This window comes from Vibrio sp. R11-SG3-ISO9 (assembly GCF_059834255.1).
Genome location: NZ_JCBDGU010000015.1, coordinates 62,260 through 80,747, shown reverse-complemented (window position 1 = coordinate 80,747; position 18,488 = coordinate 62,260). Strand labels below are relative to the sequence as shown.

At 45.0% G+C, this 18,488-nt stretch carries 15 protein-coding genes; 5 read left to right on the top strand and 10 right to left on the bottom strand.

Going from position 1 to position 18,488, the window contains the following annotated elements; translation table 11 throughout:
* The first annotated feature begins 32 nt into the window (after window positions 1–32).
* A complete protein-coding gene (locus AC6R05_RS05615) occupies window positions 33–383 on the top strand; it encodes a VOC family protein (protein ID WP_032552292.1) in 351 nt (116 codons plus the stop codon).
* 110 nt (window positions 384–493) lie between these two features.
* On the opposite strand, the gene AC6R05_RS05610 is transcribed toward AC6R05_RS05615, so the two are convergent.
* Together AC6R05_RS05610 and torT are read right to left on the bottom strand one after the other, a co-directional pair.
* Window positions 494–949 carry a methylglyoxal synthase gene (locus tag AC6R05_RS05610; protein WP_032552293.1) on the bottom strand — a complete coding sequence of 152 codons (456 nt, stop codon included), beginning with the start codon at window positions 947–949 and terminating at the stop codon, window positions 494–496.
* A gap of 65 nt (window positions 950–1,014) precedes the next feature.
* A complete protein-coding gene (gene torT, locus AC6R05_RS05605) occupies window positions 1,015–2,064 on the bottom strand; it encodes a TMAO reductase system periplasmic protein TorT (protein WP_500646815.1) in 1,050 nt (349 codons plus the stop codon).
* Between the two features lie 92 nt (window positions 2,065–2,156).
* Between torT and torS the strand changes: the two genes are divergently transcribed.
* Complete coding sequence (gene torS / locus AC6R05_RS05600) at window positions 2,157–5,120, top strand: TMAO reductase system sensor histidine kinase/response regulator TorS (protein ID WP_500646814.1); 2,964 nt, start codon at window positions 2,157–2,159, stop codon at window positions 5,118–5,120.
* Window positions 5,121–5,222: 102 nt separating this feature from the next.
* Here torS and AC6R05_RS05595 read toward each other — a convergent pair whose 3' ends face one another.
* The 6 genes from AC6R05_RS05595 to AC6R05_RS05570 form a co-directional block, all read right to left on the bottom strand.
* Window positions 5,223–7,577, bottom strand: a complete 2,355-nt coding sequence (locus AC6R05_RS05595; protein WP_500646813.1) for a fatty acid cis/trans isomerase — start codon at window positions 7,575–7,577, stop codon at window positions 5,223–5,225.
* A 221-nt stretch (window positions 7,578–7,798) separates the two neighbouring features.
* Window positions 7,799–9,718: a TonB-dependent receptor domain-containing protein gene (locus tag AC6R05_RS05590; RefSeq protein WP_500646812.1), complete on the bottom strand. Its 1,920-nt coding sequence runs from the start codon at window positions 9,716–9,718 to the stop codon at window positions 7,799–7,801.
* Between the two features lie 151 nt (window positions 9,719–9,869).
* On the bottom strand, window positions 9,870–11,204 hold the full coding sequence (locus tag AC6R05_RS05585; protein ID WP_500646811.1) for a sensor histidine kinase: 1,335 nt from the start codon (window positions 11,202–11,204) through the stop codon (window positions 9,870–9,872).
* Window positions 11,201–11,947 carry a response regulator transcription factor gene (locus AC6R05_RS05580; protein WP_500646810.1) on the bottom strand — a complete coding sequence of 249 codons (747 nt, stop codon included), beginning with the start codon at window positions 11,945–11,947 and terminating at the stop codon, window positions 11,201–11,203. Before AC6R05_RS05580 ends, AC6R05_RS05585 begins: the two co-directional genes overlap by 4 nt.
* A 165-nt stretch (window positions 11,948–12,112) precedes the next feature.
* On the bottom strand, window positions 12,113–13,753 hold the full coding sequence (locus tag AC6R05_RS05575) for a VRR-NUC domain-containing protein (protein ID WP_500646809.1): 1,641 nt from the start codon (window positions 13,751–13,753) through the stop codon (window positions 12,113–12,115).
* 129 nt (window positions 13,754–13,882) lie between these two features.
* Complete coding sequence (locus AC6R05_RS05570; protein WP_032552300.1) at window positions 13,883–15,118, bottom strand: L-lactate MFS transporter; 1,236 nt, start codon at window positions 15,116–15,118, stop codon at window positions 13,883–13,885.
* A 593-nt stretch (window positions 15,119–15,711) separates the two neighbouring features.
* Between AC6R05_RS05570 and AC6R05_RS05565 the strand changes: the two genes are divergently transcribed.
* Window positions 15,712–16,089: an NADH:ubiquinone oxidoreductase gene (locus AC6R05_RS05565; protein ID WP_285464306.1), complete on the top strand. Its 378-nt coding sequence runs from the start codon at window positions 15,712–15,714 to the stop codon at window positions 16,087–16,089.
* Between the two features lie 125 nt (window positions 16,090–16,214).
* On the opposite strand, the gene AC6R05_RS05560 is transcribed toward AC6R05_RS05565, so the two are convergent.
* Window positions 16,215–16,559 (bottom strand): YajD family HNH nuclease, encoded by a 345-nt coding sequence (locus tag AC6R05_RS05560; protein ID WP_032552302.1) that lies wholly within the window; start codon window positions 16,557–16,559, stop codon window positions 16,215–16,217.
* Between the two features lie 293 nt (window positions 16,560–16,852).
* Between AC6R05_RS05560 and yghU the strand changes: the two genes are divergently transcribed.
* Together yghU and AC6R05_RS05550 are read left to right on the top strand one after the other, a co-directional pair.
* Window positions 16,853–17,713 (top strand): glutathione-dependent disulfide-bond oxidoreductase, encoded by an 861-nt coding sequence (gene yghU, locus AC6R05_RS05555; protein WP_500646808.1) that lies wholly within the window; start codon window positions 16,853–16,855, stop codon window positions 17,711–17,713.
* A gap of 151 nt (window positions 17,714–17,864) precedes the next feature.
* On the top strand, window positions 17,865–18,188 hold the full coding sequence (locus AC6R05_RS05550; protein ID WP_032552304.1) for a DOPA 4,5-dioxygenase family protein: 324 nt from the start codon (window positions 17,865–17,867) through the stop codon (window positions 18,186–18,188).
* Window positions 18,189–18,302: 114 nt separating this feature from the next.
* Here the strand turns inward: AC6R05_RS05550 and AC6R05_RS05545 are convergent, their stop codons facing one another.
* Window positions 18,303–18,455 carry a hypothetical protein gene (locus AC6R05_RS05545; RefSeq protein ID WP_167332352.1) on the bottom strand — a complete coding sequence of 51 codons (153 nt, stop codon included), beginning with the start codon at window positions 18,453–18,455 and terminating at the stop codon, window positions 18,303–18,305.
* Window positions 18,456–18,488 lie beyond the last annotated feature (33 nt).

Here is an 18,488-nt window from a genome sequence, read left to right as displayed (position 1 = left end):
GCCAAGCCAACATTTTTGGTAAGGAGGCCGAAATGGAACATGGTTCGATCAATTACATTGAGTTTGCAGCAAAAGATTTAGACAAGACCAAAGCGTTCTTTGAATCCGTATTTCAGTGGCAGTTTGAAGATTATGGACCAGAGTACACGGCTTTTACCGCTAAAGGGTTGATGGGTGGTTTTTATCAATCTGAGTTAGCTTGTGACGCGAGCGCTGGTGGTGCTCTGATGGTGTTTTACAGCCAAGGTTTAGAACAGACTGAGCAAGAAATAGTGGAAGCGGGTGGCATGATTAAGCGAGACATCTTTGCTTTTCCGGGCGGCCGACGTTTTCATTTCTGCGAACCAAGTGGGAATGAAATGGCGGTGTGGAGCGATAAATAAGCTTTATCTGTTTGAACACGCTATCTAGTCATTACAAAGCGTGAGTCTCTACCAAATAAAACAGCCTGCAAGTACGCAGGCTGTTTTTGTATTTTTGTTGTGAAGCTTAATTAAGTGCGGTCTGCTAAGTATGCTTCGTAATCTGGGATCTCAATCGACACTTCTTCTTCAAGCATTGAAGAGTTAAATAGGAAGTTTGCCGTTGCACGGTTCGTTGCCACTGGGATGTTCCATACACTCGCAATACGCAGTAGTGCTTTCACATCTGGGTCGTGAGGTACAGCATTAAGTGGGTCCCAGAAGAAGATCATCATGTCGATCTTACCTTCAGAAATCAGCGCGCCAAGTTGTTGGTCGCCACCCATAGGGCCACTGATCATGCTCTTAATCGCTAAGCCAGTCTCTTTGCTCAGTAGATGTCCTGTTGTACCTGTCGCGTACAGAAAGTGCCCTTGTAGTTTTTCTTTGTGCTCTTTTACCCAACGCAGTAATTCTGGCTTGAAGTTATCATGAGCCACTAAAGCGATGTGCTTATGAGCAGGCATCGTACGTGTTGTTTTTTGCATGAATGTTTCCTAAATTATTGGCTTATATTTTTTGATTTTTTCAATTTCTAATTAGCAATATATCACTAAGGTGTGACACTGAATACCGGACGAAACTCAGAAGGTGACAACGAATCGGCAATCACCTCTTTTTTGAGAGATGAAGGCGTTAATGCTTCAATTTTAGGCACTTGATGAAACTCATAAGGTTGTTTTCGCAGGTAGTGTGTCGCTTGGTTCACGGATAAGCGGCCTTGCTCGACCATCTTATCTGTCGGTGCGAATAGCACCTTGTCACGAAGTAACCCACGGTAAACGCCGTGACTCAAGTAGCTTGAGACCAATCCAATCTCTTTCTCTTTGTTGGCCGCTCTTACCTCACTGATGGCCGCTTCAATTGCGACCGCGCTACCAACGATGTATTTGATATTCGGTAAATCAATCACCTGTTGAACGAGGTTTCTCTGTAGCTCTTTGTCATTATCTGCCCAATAACTTACAGCAATATTAATATCACTGGATTTAATCGCGTCATAAAAGCCGATAGCAACAGGCTTGGTACCACCACTTGCTTGTGGGCCAAGTAGCAAAGCTATGTCTGTTTTTCCTGAGCCTTTCGGGTGCCTTGCTTTGAGAAACTCACCAACTTCATAACCCATTTGCCACCAATCAACACCCACTGTGCCTTTAAGCACTTTCTCTTTTTGAGTGTCGCTAAGGTTTAGCTCGTTCACGGTGGCAAATACAGGAGTGGAGGCTACCCATTTGGTGAGGCTGTCATAGAAGGCGTCAGGAGAGACGGTTCCTAAGATAATGGCATCTGCTCCCCATTGATTACATAACTCAAGTTGCGAAGCCTGTTTACCGATATTTGGGTAACCGCCAGCTTCAAGTACGCGTAGTTCAATCTTCTGCTCTTTTGCTTCTGAAATCATGCCGTAATTGACCGACAACCAATAAGAGTCTTTCAAGTGTGGGTAGATTGCGCACACCTTCTCTTTCTGTTGCGTGACAGAAGAAATCTGGTCTTTGACTACTGCTTTATTGTCCGCTGTGAGGTCGTTTGCGATAGCAGAGTAACTGGCCGCACTCAGTGAGCATGAAACTAGAGTTGAAACTAAACGTTTAGATAGCATGAATTGTCAGTTTATTGGCTTTGGATAAGAAACACTGCAAAATATAGCGTATTCTGCATGGGTAAAGAAGAACGTTTTAAGGTTATGGGTTTATGTTGTTAGCCACAGCAAGTATAGGTAGAAAGCTGCTCGCCTCATTTTTGGTGATGGCCTTATTGGTTGTCGTGTCGGCTCTAATTGGAGTGTCGGGCTTTAGCTTTGTGGCAAAAACAGAACGAAACGTTGTGGATTCCGCACTGCCAGCAATGATTGAAGCGCGTCAGGTCTCGGAATTGAGTAATCGTATTATTGCATCGGTGCAAACCCTGAGTAATGCGCGTAATGAAGAACAGCGAAAAGAAGCAGGCTCAGAACTGTTTGAGCTACTTGAGTCCTTGCTGCGTCATATCAAAGAGCTGGGTTCTGATAGCTTTGATTCAGAACTACTTAGCAGCCTAGAAAATAACGTTCAGAGCGTTATCAATACCTTAGCGGAACTTGGAGTTTCTGTAGAGCGCAAACTTTGGTTGACCAAGGAGCTTAGCTCTCGCGTAGAAGAGATGCGCTTGTTAGCAGAAGAGCTTGAACAACTTACCCGCACTCAAGTATTGAATACCGCAACCATCGCCGTTGCTAACGTAACCCACATCTATGACTTACTAGAAAAGCAGCAGACTGACCGAGCATACAAAGCGCTGGATGCCCTAGTCGAAGTCGATCTGGACCTTTCTGAACGCCTACACGAGCTGCATCTTTTAGCGTTTAAGATGCTCAATCAGATCGAAGAGACGCCGACGGTTACTGATGTCGATCGTATTCACCAAATTCAGACTGAGTTTGAATCGAATCTAAAAATCATGGCTCGTCGTGTCAAAGCGGTAGAAGACCCAACTCGTTCAGAACAGATGTCGCAGCTTCTGGATGAGCTTCGTCGCCGTCAGGTGGTGTTTGAGATTGCACTGGAGAAGTCAGAAAACGCCAAGAAGTCAGAATTCTTAATGCAGAAAACACTGGAGTTGTTTTCTCAGTTAAATACCACAGTCAACGTACTGGTGGATGACTCGAACCGCAGTACCAAAGAGGCGGTTGACGAACTGACCACCACCTTGAATTACGCTCAATGGACACTATCGGTTATCTCGTTGATCGGTCTATTCATCGCTGCCTTTATTGTGTGGCGTGTGGTGTATGTCTCGGTAGTAAAAAGGCTTGCAGAGTATTCCGTCGCCCTGATGTCGATAGCTCAAGGTCGTTTGAATATCGATATATCAGTTAAAGGTAATGATGAGCTAGCCCACATGGGGCAAGCGATCATCACCGCGCGAAATACCGCTCAAGCGCTGCAAGTGGTGGCTGTTGGTGAGGCCAAAGCCAAGCGCGAGCTAGAAGAGCACAAAGAGCACCTTGAAGAGCTGATTACGGAACGCACTTATCAGCTGCAACAAACCAATGAAAAGCTCAACATTGAGGTGGTGAACCACACTAAAGCACGACGTGCAGCAGAGCAAGCCAGCCGCGCTAAATCGGCGTTTCTTGCTACTATGAGTCACGAGATTCGTACGCCAATGAATGGGGTACTAGGTACGGCAAGGCTATTGAAGGATACGGGTCTCAACTCGTTGCAATCTGGCTACGCTGACATCATTAACCGCAGTGGTAAGAACTTACTTGCGATACTCAATGATGTCTTGGATTACTCAAAAATCGAAGCTGGCCACTTAGAGATCCGCGTTGCCTCTTTTAACCTTCATCAAATGGTTGAAGATACCTATCAGCTGATGGAAGGAAGAGCTTCCGAAAAGAACATTGATTTCAGTTTCCACATCGAAAGTGATGTGCAAACTTATTGGCGCGGCGATGTGACACGTCTCAGTCAGATCTTGAATAACTTGGTTGGTAATGCGATTAAGTTTACCGATAGCGGCTCTGTTGATATCTACATCAGCTTGGATATTGAAGATCCAAATCGCGTGATGTTTGAAGTCGCGGACACTGGCGCAGGCATTAAAGCCGACGAGCAGCAATGCTTGTTTGATGCCTTTAGTCAAACAGAGAGTGGTCGCAATAAAAAAGGGGGCACTGGACTGGGCCTCGCGATCAGCAAAAGTATTTTAACCGCGATGAATGGTGATATTGGCGTACACTCAGAAGAGGGAGAGGGTAGTCAGTTCTGGTTCTCGGTTCCGCTCGAGTTGGGTGAAAAAGTAGAAATCCAAACTCAGACGGTAGAGGCATGTGTTAAAGCCAAAGTACTCTTGATTGAAGATAATCCGGTTAACTGTATTGTCGCAGAAGGTTTCTTGAATAATCTTGGACACCAAGTCGCCATCGCGACGACAGGTGCACAGGCTCGAGAGCTGTTTAAAGAGCAAGACTACGATATTGCGTTGGTGGACATTAATCTGCCTGACTGTGATGGCACGGAGCTTATTCGAGACCTGAAAAGCGATCTTAAGGTACTCAACAGTCATTCTGACCAGCAACGAATAGAGCCGCCAATGATTGCCGTCTCTGCTCACGTGTTCAATGAAGAAGTGGAAGAGTATTTAGCTTCTGGTTTTGATGGGTTCTTGCCAAAACCGTTGGAGAAAGAGGCGTTGGCAAGGCTGATTAGCGCGCAGCTGACAGGTCGTCGACTGTTACTCCCGCAGCCTGACCCATCCGATCGTATGTGTAGTGCTCAAAAAGGCGAAATTGATTCAGTAAACGAAGTGGATGACACAATCAAAGAACAGCAGGAGGTGGATGTGTTGATCATTGACCCTAAGGTCATCGAGGGTGACTTAGCGATTCTAGGTAAAGAGAAAATGCAGTCGATTGTGGGGCTGTTCGAAGAGAGCTCGAAAGTTATTCTTGATGAGCTAAAGGCGGCGAGCGAAGCGGAGAACTCGCGAGAAATGAAGTCGCTTGCACATAAGCTGAAAGGCTCAGCAGGTAGCTTGGGTCTAGGTAAGCTGCATCAAGCTTGCTTAGCGATTGAAGCGGCAGCTGAACCTTTGACTGAATATGGGAATACCGCAGACTCGTTAATTGAAATAGTCGATGCGTCGAATCAGGCTCTGAAATCTTACTTTTAGAAATGATGTTCAAATGACCAATAACAAAAATCCTCTGCATTGGCAGAGGATTTTTAGTTTTTACTCAATCAAGCAACAATGACTCAAACTGCGTCATGAGCTTTAACGGTTTTCAAAGCGATTGTAATCCAGTAGGCCAAACTCAATAGGTTGGTTCTGCTGATACCACTGGTGAACACGGTCGCTGAACGGCCAAAAGTCGCTCGAGCTTCTGCGTACCGCAAACTTATCGAGTAAGGCGACATAATCGTCTTCAGTTTCAATGGTTTGAAGCATAGAAACAAGCTGAGGGATTTCAGCTTCATCAAGTTCTAGGAAAGCGGCCGGGTAACTACCCACAACGCCTCTTACCAAAGTCAGATCATCGTTCTGGTAGTCTCGGTTGCTCTCTTCGTTGAATAGGCTTGAGATGTTGGTATGAGAGTTGTTGTGAATCATCGTAAACAACTGTTCTTCACCGTTCTGTGCCTTGATCATCATCATTACGAGTTGAGGCACATGCTGTAGACCTGCGCCTTTGATCGTGTCGACTTGTTGCAGCAGAGCTTCATGTTTCGGTTCAAACCCCGTATCAACGATCTTGTAACGGTCGTTAAGAATAGGTTTTAGTTTCTCTTCCAACATATCGAACAACTCCGCCTTAGGGTTGTCGGTTTTGTAGACAACACTAGACGGCTGATCGAACGGTGCGATATTGCGCTGTAAGAAATCACTTAACTGAGTGTTTTGGTTTTGGTACCAGCTTGAGTGCTCCTCGTGGCGAACATCTTTAGGTAACAGGGTTAGGAAGTTACTTTCACCCTCTAAACGTAAGAAGTCCATAAACATGCGAGTCATCAGCTGGTGGCCGAAGTTACCGTAGACATCAAAGCCAGCGACCAGCAGGTAGTGGATGCGCTCTAGTAGAGCGTAATCAAGTACCCATGCTGTCTTTGGTTGTGTACCGACCAAACCTTGCACCACAGAAGCACTGTCGAAGTGCCTAAACACGGTTAGCGCTGCATTTGGATTGGTACCGCCACCATCCCAAATAACGTTCATGGTGAGGTTCTCACCGTTTTTGAACCATTTGTTGGTGAACTCAGATTTGCCTTCTAGATAGCGAGCTTGCTGCTTCGAATATTTAACCCAGTTGGTCACAGGTAGCGTGTTACTTTCAAGTTCGCCCGGTAGTTTGAGGTTGTCTTTCTGGCTAGCATAGAAATCATTGATCTCAGGAAGATCGGCTTTATCCGGATCGACAAATACCACCCAAAAACGGTCATTAATAACGTTTAACGCCAATTGTCCACGACACACAGGGCCTTTGATGTAAGCCATGATGGTGTTCTGGGCATTGTCGAGCATGAATTTAAAGCGCGAGTTTACAGGCAGGTCTTCAAATGCGGTCATAGGGTTGGCTGCAACATCGACCTCATAGCTTGGCAGCTCTCGTACTATGTATGGGGTATTAACAAACCAAGTTGTCCAGTCTTGTAGGCGTTGCTCGTTAAGAGCAAACGGCATGTGTGTTTTGTCGACAATGGTACCTTGCTCAGGAATGATTCGGTAATAGACACGCGGCACCTCAGGGTCATCGTATGGGCGGCGTGTCGTAATACGTTGAACTGGTTGACCTGGTGGTGTTGCAGAGCGTATCAAGGTGAAGAAGCGAGTTGGTCCCTCTAGCTCCGAAAAGTAGAGGTGAGAAAGGAATAAGTGCTCGTAGATGTAACGAGCAGACAGCTGACTCTTACGCGCGCTTTTGTTTAAGAAACTCTCATAGGTATCAACCAGCGCTTGCTCATCTTCAGTCAAAGGGATGTGAGCGTTCATGATTGCGCCGTTCTCTAACCAGCTCATCAAGGTCGCGTATTCACCTTTATCTAGATTTGGCATCCCGTAAGGCATTCCCCATGTTGGGTAATCTCTCTCGTATTGGGCATACTCTTCAATGGTCGGGCACTGCTGATCGCGGTCAACAGCGAAATCAAATCCTTCCAACTGTTTTTGATTGGGAAGAGGGTGGTTCTCTTTTTGAATCAACATGCGAGCAACCAAACCAGCATCTAAGTTAGCGGTCGAGTTTTGCATACGCTCGTTCAGAACAGGGTGGAAGTCCGCATCGCGCCACTCTTGAGTGGTCAACGCATCTTCAAACAAGCGTGTAGGTGCTGATGCAGTTAAGCGTGTGCCTTGATAAACCAATGCTTTACTTGCACCTCGGTCTATCCCTTCAACTGAAGACATCTTCAACTGACATGGCGCATCGTAACAGGCATGACATACCACGCATCGGTTATCGATAATCGGTTTTACTTCATTAATGAAATGTTGTGCTTGTGCAGAAACCACAGGTGCTTGGCGGTCACGAACTTCGGGTTCACCAAACAGCTCATCGAAGTTTAAGCCAGCGTACATTGCACAACCTGAGAAGAGGCTGACCAGTGCGACAACCCATATTCTTTTTAGATTCATAGAGACTTATAGTTTTATCATTTTTCTTAAGTATATCGAAAATGATTGAAAATGCTCATGTTCTAGTAATTTGCTGAATAGCGTCGGCGAGAAAAGCGAGTAGCGTGAAGGGAAGTTTAACGCAACTCGCTTAGTTTGATTGGGTCTCGACAGTATATCTAGAGGTATCTATTAGTTAGAACCAGAAGTATCTATCGATTAGAACCAGAAGTATCTATTGATTAAAAAGAGTAGCTCGCGTTGAAGCGGAAATCGCGGCCTGCACTTGCGTAACCTTGTGCGACAGGGCTACCAATGTACTCCATGTAAGAGGCGTGATCGAAGTAGAACTTATCAAACACGTTTTTTACTGACAGAGTTAATGTTAGCTCTTCACTCGACATTGGAACCCATTGTGCGTAGAGGTCGTGAACCCCGTAGCCAGGTTTTTCAGGGTGAACACTTGGATCAGCAACGTCGGTTAAGCGCTCTACAAAACGAGCATTCCAACCAAGCTCTAAGCTTTCTGTTGCTGTGTAACCTAAATCAAGAACCCAAGTATCGCCAATTGATGTACCAATGTTCATGCTATCGTCTGATAGTGGTTCACCGTTGAGTTCCGGTCGTGACTGACTGTAGCTTAGACGGGTGTGTAGTTGCTCGAACTGATAACTGATGTACGCGTTAATGCCTTTGTTTTTCAAGTCACCTACATTGGTAATGGTGCCGTTATCACCGACAACATCTTCGATTTCGCTATAGAAAAAGGTGGCACCAATGGCGAGATCTTGTGCTTGATAAGCCATACCAAACTCGGTGTTTTGCGCTTTCTCTGGTTTGCGGTTTGGATCGTTTTCTTTGTAATCAATAATAAACAGCTCTTTGATCTGTTGGCCGCGAAACGCTTCCGCGTAGCTAGCAAATACATTGATAGAAGGGCTGATCTTATAATCTAAACCTGCGTTTGGACTAAAGCCGCTAGAATCAAATTTCTGGTTTTTATTGTCTTCGAGTTCATACCAGTCATAACGAGCACCCGCAGTGAGTGTTAAGTCTTGGGTAATACGCCAGTCGTCTTGAACAAATAAACCGTAAACTTTGCCTTTCTCTTTGCTGTTTTGGGCGCCAGAGCCTGTGTCAAAGTCAGCAGTATCATTTTTGTAGTCGATACCATAGATAACAGTATTTTCTGACCAGTTAGAGGTGTTACTGAATTTTGCACCATAGGTATCAATTGAGCCGTCGCTGGTGCCCCATGTCGGATGATTCTTGTGCGCGATGCGATTGCTCGTATTGTAGAGCGTACTCTCAACATTCAGCATATCGCTGCCAGTGTACTTATGAGACGCAGTGATTGTATGGCGGTCGGCTTCTTGGTCTAGCGGGTCGTTTTTGAAGCTTGGTTGAAAGTGTGGTCGATTTAAACGGCGGCCATCGTCTTGGCGGAAGTCGTAACTCAATGAGAAGTACTGACTATCAGTAACTTGACCCGAGAGTTTAAGGAGCGCCACAGTTTGCTCTAAAGCTGTATAAGGCTGGCTATCACCGTTTCCATCTTTGATATTTTGGCCATCAACGTAACCAAATGACGCAAGTAACCCTAAGCCTTCTGTAACCTCTCCATACAAGCTTGTAGAAACTTTGTAGCCATCGTTGTTGGTGTAATAGCCACCTTTGACTTGGGCGCCAAAGCTATCGTTTGGATGCAGTAGATCATGAGCGTCTTTGGTCTTAAATTGGATGGCACCACCTAGTGCTCCTGGACCATTAGTCGCGCGACCAGCACCTGCACTGACATCGACCTGTTTGAGCAGCTCTGGCTCAATCGAAAGTCGACCTTGGTGATGGAACAAGCTGCCCGATTGCTCTGCACCATCAACAGAAATATTCAGCATAGTGTCTTCAAGACCACGTACATAGATTTTTTGAGATATGCCTGAAGAGCCACCCACGCTTACTTCAGCATCACCACGGAAAATGTCGTTGAGATCTTGAGCCTGACGTTTGTCCAGGTCGTCTGCGGTGATGGTCACATCGCCAGTATGAATTTGATGACCGGTTACTTCGATGACTTCAGTATCGTCTGAAGAAAAGGCGCTATGAGAAGTGAGAAGCAGGGATAAAGCAATGGGGCTTAATTTAAAAGTGGCTGGTAAATTCACCGAAACCTCCGATGTTAATGAGAATTATTATCGAGTTGGATTTTGGTGTGATTTGGGTATTGAGTAAATCAATTTTACAAATGTTACATATCGACAATTGGTATGCAGAAGAGCCGCTTCACCCCGATAACAAGTACAGGTAGCGGCCCAACTAAATCGGGAGCTCGATACTCATGCGTAACCCTTTGCCTGGAGCGTTACGAGCGCTCACGGAGCCTTGAACCGCTTCAATGTGACGTTTGGCGAGTGCCAGTCCCACCCCAAATCCTTTTCGAGTGCCAACTTGGTTATGTGCTTTGAAGAAGGGAGTAAACATCTTGTCGTAAAGTTGCGGATCAATACCCGGTCCACTGTCGGTGAGTATGATGAAAACTTTCGATTTTTCACACTTTACATCGATTAAAAGCGGTTCACCATCTGGCGTATAACGAAGACCGTTGCGTAAGATGTTCTCTATCGCATGCCCCAAAGCTCTCTGATTAGAATTGTCGAGCGATAATGTCTCTGGAGAGTTAAGTACTATCTGTTTGTCCGTGAATTCAAATCGAGCATCCTCCACGATTGCTTCAACCAGTTCAATCAGATCGAAAGATTCTTGGCGAAGGTCGGGGTTCTCGTTCTCTAACCAAGCTAAGGTCAAAGTATCTTCAGCCAACTCACGCATGTTTTTGGTTTCGCCTTTGATTCGCTGCATCATGGCGTCAGGCTTGATGTTCTGTTCCATACAATCAATCGCGGTTTCGACACGCGCAATGGGGGTTCTGATCTCATGAGACATGTCTGAGATTAGGTTCCGATTGTGCGTGATGACATCCGACGTTTTCTCAGCCATCGCGTTGAACGTACGTGCAATCTGGCTAAATTCATCGTTACCTCGCGTGAGTTTTGTCGGAATGCGCGCAGAGTATTTGCCCTTACTAAACTCTTGGGTGGCACGATGAAACTGTTGCAACGGGCGCATTACGTAACGATACAAATAGATAGTCAATGCGAGAAGCGTGGCAAACGGGATGATAAAGCGAAATAGCCAGAATGCGTGGGACATATAGGTTCCAGGACGCATTCTATCAGGAAGAAGAACCAGAAAATGATAGTTAGAAGGGCTGAGCGCGACCTCCATGATTGGGTTGTCAGGAAAGTCTAGGTGTATTTTCCACTCAACATTGCGGCCAATTCCGTAGCCCTCCCAGAAGCGCTGATTGAGTTCATTACCTGCGACAACATCAATTCTAGACTGAACCACTGTTACCCAAGTGTTTTCCGTTTCAGAGAGTTCATCAAGCCAAATATCAAGTTCTGAAAACTGCTGATTGGCTAGGAAGTTTTGAGCAGTCTGTCCCCAAGCGAGGATCTCCTGTTGATGGTTCTTCTTGATGTAACTCATTTTCTCATTTGAGAGTATCGCAGCACTGTGCAGCAAAGAGAAAAAGATCACAACGCCACACGACAGCACGATAAACAAACGCCAAAACAGTAATCGACTCATTTTACGATGTAACCCTTGCCATGGACGGTTTGAATGCGGTCGTTAGACATACCAAATGAGAGCAGCTTTTTTCTGACTCTGGAAAGGTGCATATCTAAGCTGCGGTCATATTGGCTAAACTCCCGCTCGAGAACCGCTTGATACAAAAATGGCTTGGTTTGCACCGTACCAGCGTTTTGAACCAATACCCAAAGAAGCTTGAATTGAGTCGGAGTCAGTTCAGTCGTTTGTTGTTGGTTATCGATCGTTACACTCGCGGTGTGAGCGAGTCTATCGAGGGTGAGCTCGTGATGCTGAAGACGATGTGATGGTGTGTGGCTAATGGGTTCAGGTTTGGTACGTCTTAAGACAGCCTCTACCCGTAAACTGATTTCTGTAAAGCTACATGGCTTAGAGATATAGTCATCGGCGCCCGATTTAAAGCCTCGAATACGATGCTCCTCTGCACCATAGGCGGTCAGCATGATCACCGGTGTTTGCGAGTTTTCATGAACAAAGTTGAGAATGCTGAAACCATCCACCTTAGGTAAATCAACATCCAGTAATACCAAGTCGAAGTTTTCCAGTCTTAGAAGCTCTAGTGCTTTTTCGCCACAAGCCGTGTTAGACACTTGATAACCACGATTACTCAGCAGATCGGTCAGGTGTTCATTAAGCGTGATGTCGTCCTCAACGACGAGTAGGCGCCCTAACGTCGGAGCTTTTGCTTTAGTGGGGGTAGGAGAGTAATCGAAAGACAACATAAGACACACCAATTATTGATAATGAAAACTATTATCAATAATTGGTGTGGTGAATGCAACGAGCATAATGATGCCTTTGTAACCAAATGCATCAAATTGGACGCACTCCGAGTTTTCATTTGGGTATCGCTTTAAAATCGCTAGTGTTCTTAGCTTTGATGAGTGTTAATGATTCACCCAGCAGACAGAGAAAGGTATGTTTAACTTCTCGAACTCTTTAATCCAGCGCCACTGGTTGTCCTGGAGTTTATCGCCTGGTCCTTTCACTTCTATCCAACGAAAGCCGTTCTCATTGAAGGCAATAAGATCGGGCATGCCAGTTCGATAAAGTTTGAGATCTTTAAGTAACACTTTAAACAGATCACAAAGCACGGGCAGGGGAATATGTTCTATCGCGTGCTCTAAAAGCTCTTTGGAAAAGTAGGCCCATTGTACAAACGGGTTGGCGACACCTTGTTTGGCTTTAAATGTATCCAATAAAATTCGTATGCCTTTGTCGTTGAGGTCATTAAAGGTTTGGTCGATCAACTCTTGTCTCTTGCTGACAAAGTCGTCATGGTAAAGGTCAAGAGGGCGATATTGATATTGGTTGATAAAGGCACCGTCAACTTCCGCAAATATTACCTTCCAAAACGCCAATCCAAACAAACCATTCAGGAAAGTATTCTCACTGAAGTAGCAATACCAACCTTGTGTTTCCATATGTGCGCGTACGGCCTCTTCAACACGTACTTTGCTCAGGTCTAATTCAAGATGTTCATTCTCGCAGGTCGGCTTTTTGGATCGTGGTACTTTATGACCTTGAAGCCTTTGTACTCTCTGATCTAGCTTGTACGCCACTTCTAACTCTGCAATGTCAATCGGATGTTGAATTATTTCGGTGACAACGTCACTCATCATCTCAACTTGGTTTAACTTATCATGAATACGCGCTTGTCGTTCACGACTAGGCGGTAGGTGCGATTGAGCAAAATAGTGCAGGGCGAGTTGATACTCTTCTAATCGTTCAAGATCTCTGGCAATTAAGTTGATCAGTTTCGATCGGCGACGAACTAACGCGGTGTGGTCGCTATTGGTGGGTATGTTACTCAGCAGAGTCGTGAGAGATTCCGAGTCTTTGGTCGTGAGCTCATAATATTGATGCTGGATCTTATGCAATGACAGCAGCTCATTCACCTGTTCGCGGCTTTGAAAGAATCGTGTCTCGAGAGAAATTGTCACCGGTTCGAAGGTGTTCAGCCCTAAATCACTTAATACAAACTGGCTTAGATCTTGGTGAGTATTACCAAAGAAAAGTACGAGCAGTAGATCGATCAGTTCCGGCTGTAGCAGTTCAATACAGACAAACGGAAGCTGCTCAAAATCGTTGAACGTTTCGTTTGGCAACTGCTGTAGTAAGACATCCTTGCGAGCGGAACGATTTGATACGAGATCAGGGAATACTTGAAACAGCTCAGGCTTCGTTAGTAGATCTCGAGCTAGCTCTGAGCAGGAGATGCTAGGTCGCGTTTCGTTAGCCCCATTGCTTGAACGAATAAAGCCTTGTTCAGAGAGGCGTTCTATCTGCAGCGGAAAATCATCGATTTCTTGATAGTTGAGTTTATCGCTTCGAAACCAATGCCCTTTGCGGCTGAACAATCTGACAAGTGCGCAGCGAGCGGGGAAAGGGAGAGCCATAAAGCGTTGAAGCCATTCTTGCTCTTGGGGGTGAAGTAGATCTAGGTACCATTGTTGGGCGTGTTCGATAAGGCGTTGAAAGTTATCGAGGTAATAAGTTGGTGGCAGTACAGGTGTGTTTTCTAGCAAGTCTTTCTCTCATCAATCCGTTACTTGAAAAGGCTTCCTTCTAACTCAACCAGTTGATAGGACGCAGATACAAAAAGAGCCTAACCCTAAGGTTAAGCTCTTTCTTTTCAAATTCAATCTTTTATCAGATTAAGCTTGAGATGCTTTTAGCTCAGCAACTTTTGCTTCAGACATTGGCTTAGTGATGATTGCAAGAACAATACATACTGCCATCATTGCTGCAGAGATAGTGTAAGCAAGGCCGTAGCTGTCGCCGTTAGTCATTGAGTAACCAACAACCGCTGTACCGATTGCACCACCGATACCCCATGCCGTGTATAGCACGCCGTAGTTTGTACCGTAGTTCTTAAGGCCGTAGAACTCTGCAGTTAGAGTTGGGAATACAGCAAGTAGAGTACCGTAACCAACCGCTGCAACCGCTGTACCGATGATTAGCGTGAACTCAGTGTTAAACGTAGCGAATAGAGCCATGTTTGCGCCTTGCAGGATGAATGCAAGTAGAAGAGTACGAACGCCACCGATCTTGTCAGCAAGCATACCAGCAGCAACACGACCGCCTGAGTTAAATACAGCAAGGATAGAAGCAAGGTAAACCGCGTTTGGCAGGTTAGCTTGCGCGCTTGCGATACTTGTGATGTTACCGATGATCATTAGACCAACAGAAGCTGCGAATGCGTACATGATCCATAGAGAGTAGAACTGAGGAGTCTTCAGCATTACTTTCCAAGATAGGTCTTCGCTTTTCTTAACCGCTTTTGGTGCTTGGCCAGCTTTTACTTTTGGTTCAGCTGGTGAGTAACCCGCTGGTGGGTTGTTGATTGTTGCTGCTAGAGGTACTGCAATCGCTAGTACACCAGCACCAAGAATCTTAAAGCTTGTTTGGATGCCCATGCTCTCGATAAGAGCCGCTGTTACTGGAGCAAGGTAAATTGCTGCTAGACCGAAGCCTGCTGCGATTAGACCGTTAACCATACCTTTCTTAGAAGGGTGGAACCACTTCATTGCAGAAGGAGAAAGACAAGCGTAACCGAAGCCGATACCAGCACCTGCTACAACACCAAATGTGATGTTTAGCATCAGTGGAGATGTCGCGAAGCCAGACGCGATCATACCAAGACCAGTTAGTGCAGTACCAAGGATAAGGATCTTACGTGGACCCATGCGGTCTTGCAGGATACCAGCAACTAGAAGACAGATAGAGAATGTGATTGTTGCAGTCGCGTATGGTGCTGATGCTTCAGCTGCAGACCATCCTTCACCTTGTAGGGCTTTGTTAAATACACTCCAAGCATACAGGATGCCAAGACAAAGGTTGATACAGAAGCCTGCTAGCAGGATACGTGTAGCTTTATCAATCTTGCTCATTTTTATTCTCGTTTCTGTCATCCATTGAGTGAAGCACTCAAAAGAAAACGGGTTATTGTGATGGTTTATTCAAAATTAGTTTGCGTTTATCAACAGATAGCGCAAAAGAGCGCGGATTATAACCAATAAAAATGTGATTGGAATCTCTTTTTACCTTTTTATCAAAATAAAACTTGAGTTGTTAAAGAACTGTTTTTTATAGGTGTTGTAGTTGTTGTTAACACCTTTCTATTTTGTACAAAATGGTCATTCATTCCTCACTATTCATAGTCTTGAGCTAAGCCTTCTCGGTAGTACCCCTACAAAGCGTGCGACCATCACATCATTGCAATTAATTTTAAATTATTTCGATGGTTAATTTTGTGTAACAAAATAAATCAATTTGGCCAATATTCGCCACAAGGCCAGAGGGGACTTAGTTTCTTAAAAACCATAATGTTAAGTTATTGTTAACGACGAATTTCTATGACTGTCTTGGTTACAATTTGTTCAATTCTTGGGCTTGTTTTGTGCGAAAAAAGTGGGAAAATAGTACGCAAACTGAGATTCCAAATTTGAAAGGATGCGTTTCTAGTCTATATGAGGCGAGTATTATGAAACTATTTTTAATTCTATTGATGTCGATTACGGGTGGTGTTGCAGCTGCTGATCATATTCATTCTTTCTTGTTCGGCTTCTACATTGCGGCTTTGGCTGTAGGTAGTTGCTACTGGCTGGCATTTCGCAGCACGCGTTTCCCACAATTGGCTCTAGTGCTACTGCTGTGTGGCTTCTTCGCAAAAATTGCGGTTACGGTTATCGGTGTTTCTTGGGGTATTTCGAATGACATTATCCAGTCACCGTTTATCTTCTCGTTGTCTTACTTGTTCTTCCTAGTGGTTGTGTCTTACGTATGGTTCTCTTACCGCGATAAGCTAACGCTAAAGAAACGTGAGAAGCAGGTTGAAGAGGCTCGCAAGCAAGCGGCATAATTCAAAACAGATTCTAAAAAGCCTTCTTCGGAAGGCTTTTTTACGTTTGCAGCAGATGAAAAATACCCCCAAGAGATGAGAATCTGTTGGGGGTATTTGTTTATCCGAGGTATTTGAAGATCAGGCTATTTCTTCATCATCTTTGCAAGATCAGCAAACGGGTTATGCGTCGCATGCTGGTGGTTATCGAGTTCTGCTTTCGCATCCACGCCATAACGTTCATGGTCAGTGTACTTAGAATGTTCGTGATCATGACAGTACAGGCATAACAGTTCCCAATTACTGCCGTCTTCGGGGTTATTGGTATGGTCGTGATCAACGTGGTGGACGGTTAACTCACGCAGGTTTGAATAAACAAACTCTCGTGCGCACTTTCCACAAACCCAAGGGTAGAGCTTCAGTGCTTTTTCACGGTAGCCACTCTCTTTTCGTGCATACGCGGCACTTGAACCATTGTAATCAGACGACATTGCTAAATTCCTAGTTATTGTATTGGCGTGATTTTATCACAGCTATCTTCAAGTCGTTGTTGAGTCACCGCAAATCATCTTTCAATTTTCAACAATGTGTTTCAAGTTCACAGGTGTGTAGATGTCTGTGCATTGGTGTAGCAATCGGCTTCTCTAGATTTGGTGAACTCGGTTATTTCTTTCTGGAATAAGCCATGCTTAACAGTTTGAAAATAAATCGTATTCGGGGGTTTTAACCGAGAGTATGTGACCTAATATCAGTTTGTGAGACCCTATATCAATAAGGAAATACTATGTCAGAACAATACACTCCACCGAAAGTTTGGGTAAACAATACCGACGGCGGAAATAAATGGGCAAACATCAACAGCCCTGAATCTGGCGCGAGATTCGAACGCGAGCTGCCAGTTGGCGAACACGCATTTCAGCTTTACTCGCTAGGCACTCCGAACGGTCAAAAAGTTACGATTATGCTTGAAGAGCTATTGGCACAAGGCGTGAAAGAAGCCGAGTACGATGCTTATCTGATCAACATCGGTGAGTCGGATCAATTCTCTTCTGGTTTTGTGGGTGTGAACCCGAACTCTAAGATTCCAGCATTAGTTGATAAGTCTGGCGACGAAGCGGTTAATGTCTTTGAGTCAGCTTCGATTCTGATGCATTTAGCAGAGAAATTTGGTCACTTCTTACCAAAAGAGGGTGCTGCACGTACTCAAGCGATCAACTGGTTGTTCTGGGCACAAGGCTCAGCTCCATTCCTAGGTGGCGGTTTTGGTCATTTCTACGCTTACGCTGACGAAAAGCAAGAGTACCCAATTAACCGCTTTGCGATGGAAGCAAAACGTCAGTTGGATGTGCTAGATAAACAGCTAGCAAACAATGAGTTTGTGTCTGGTGATGAGCTGACCATTGCTGACATCGCGATTTGGCCATGGTACGGCAATCTAGTACTTGGCAATCTGTACGATGCGGCTGACTTCCTACAAGTGGAGTCGTACACTAATGTTGTGCGCTGGGCGAAGCAGCTTGAAGCGCGTGAAGGCTTCCAACGCGGTCGTATTATAAATCGTTCATGGGGCGAAGAGTGGGAACAAGTACCAGAGCGTCACTCGGCGGAAGATATCGATAAAGTTTTGAAACTAAAGCCTGAGTAATGCTGGCTTTGTGATCGCAGAGAAGCTTATTGAGGATGAAAGCTTTTGGTGGATTCTCTTCAAAAAGTCGAACTATCAAGCAGTAAGCTTCTTTGTTCAGTCACTCAAACTTATGTAAACTACCGCCATCATATTGTTTAAGGATGGTTTTATGTACCACGGTCATGTGTATTTTGCTCTGCGAAACGCTGAACAAGCTGAAGCGCTTCGTCAGAAGATCATTACAGAGCGAAAAGATGTTCTTGAAGTTTTCCCGTTGGTTCAACGTCTTGTAGGCCCACACAAAATGCCTATGTTCGAGATGCATTTTGCTAATAAAGATTCAGGCATTGTTGAATGGCTTGAAAAAGAGCGCGGCGATATGTCAGTGCTTATCCACCCTGTGACTGGCGGTGAAGAAACACTGGATCATACGGTTCGTGCTATTTGGCTTGGTCGAGAGCTAGGCGTCTTTGAAGAAACATTATCCAGCTAGTGCGTATGCCTATCTAGCTTGAAAACACAAAACCCCGATACTCATTGAGCGTCGGGGTTTTCTTTTATTTGTTCAGGGTTTGCTAAAGCAATCAAGGTAATACAAATGATTAAGCTAACTACGCCAGCTATTACCCAACAACAAAGACACAGCAACTGAGGCGCCCAATGCAATGAGTATGTTGGTCATATTCAACCCCCAAATCGCAACACAAACTGCGACAGTCACGATTGCCCATAATAAGGTTTCTAGTATCCAAGTGCCCATTTGTTGACTCCTCTATTTCGATATAGATTTAGG

Bases quoted from the DNA above. Each gene is read 5' to 3' on its own strand.
- AC6R05_RS05615 (WP_032552292.1), top strand. From the start codon at position 33: ATGGAACATGGTTCGATCAATTACATTGAGTTTGCAGCAAAAGATTTA.
- AC6R05_RS05610 (WP_032552293.1), bottom strand. From the start codon at position 949: ATGCAAAAAACAACACGTACGATGCCTGCTCATAAGCACATCGCTTTA.
- torT (WP_500646815.1), bottom strand. From the start codon at position 2,064: ATGCTATCTAAACGTTTAGTTTCAACTCTAGTTTCATGCTCACTGAGT.
- torS (WP_500646814.1), top strand. From the start codon at position 2,157: ATGTTGTTAGCCACAGCAAGTATAGGTAGAAAGCTGCTCGCCTCATTT.
- AC6R05_RS05595 (WP_500646813.1), bottom strand. From the start codon at position 7,577: ATGAATCTAAAAAGAATATGGGTTGTCGCACTGGTCAGCCTCTTCTCA.
- AC6R05_RS05585 (WP_500646811.1), bottom strand. From the start codon at position 11,204: ATGAGTCGATTACTGTTTTGGCGTTTGTTTATCGTGCTGTCGTGTGGC.
- AC6R05_RS05580 (WP_500646810.1), bottom strand. From the start codon at position 11,947: ATGTTGTCTTTCGATTACTCTCCTACCCCCACTAAAGCAAAAGCTCCG.
- AC6R05_RS05570 (WP_032552300.1), bottom strand. From the start codon at position 15,118: ATGAGCAAGATTGATAAAGCTACACGTATCCTGCTAGCAGGCTTCTGT.
- AC6R05_RS05565 (WP_285464306.1), top strand. From the start codon at position 15,712: ATGAAACTATTTTTAATTCTATTGATGTCGATTACGGGTGGTGTTGCA.
- AC6R05_RS05560 (WP_032552302.1), bottom strand. From the start codon at position 16,559: ATGTCGTCTGATTACAATGGTTCAAGTGCCGCGTATGCACGAAAAGAG.
- yghU (WP_500646808.1), top strand. From the start codon at position 16,853: ATGTCAGAACAATACACTCCACCGAAAGTTTGGGTAAACAATACCGAC.
- AC6R05_RS05550 (WP_032552304.1), top strand. From the start codon at position 17,865: ATGTACCACGGTCATGTGTATTTTGCTCTGCGAAACGCTGAACAAGCT.
- AC6R05_RS05545 (WP_167332352.1), bottom strand. From the start codon at position 18,455: ATGGGCACTTGGATACTAGAAACCTTATTATGGGCAATCGTGACTGTC.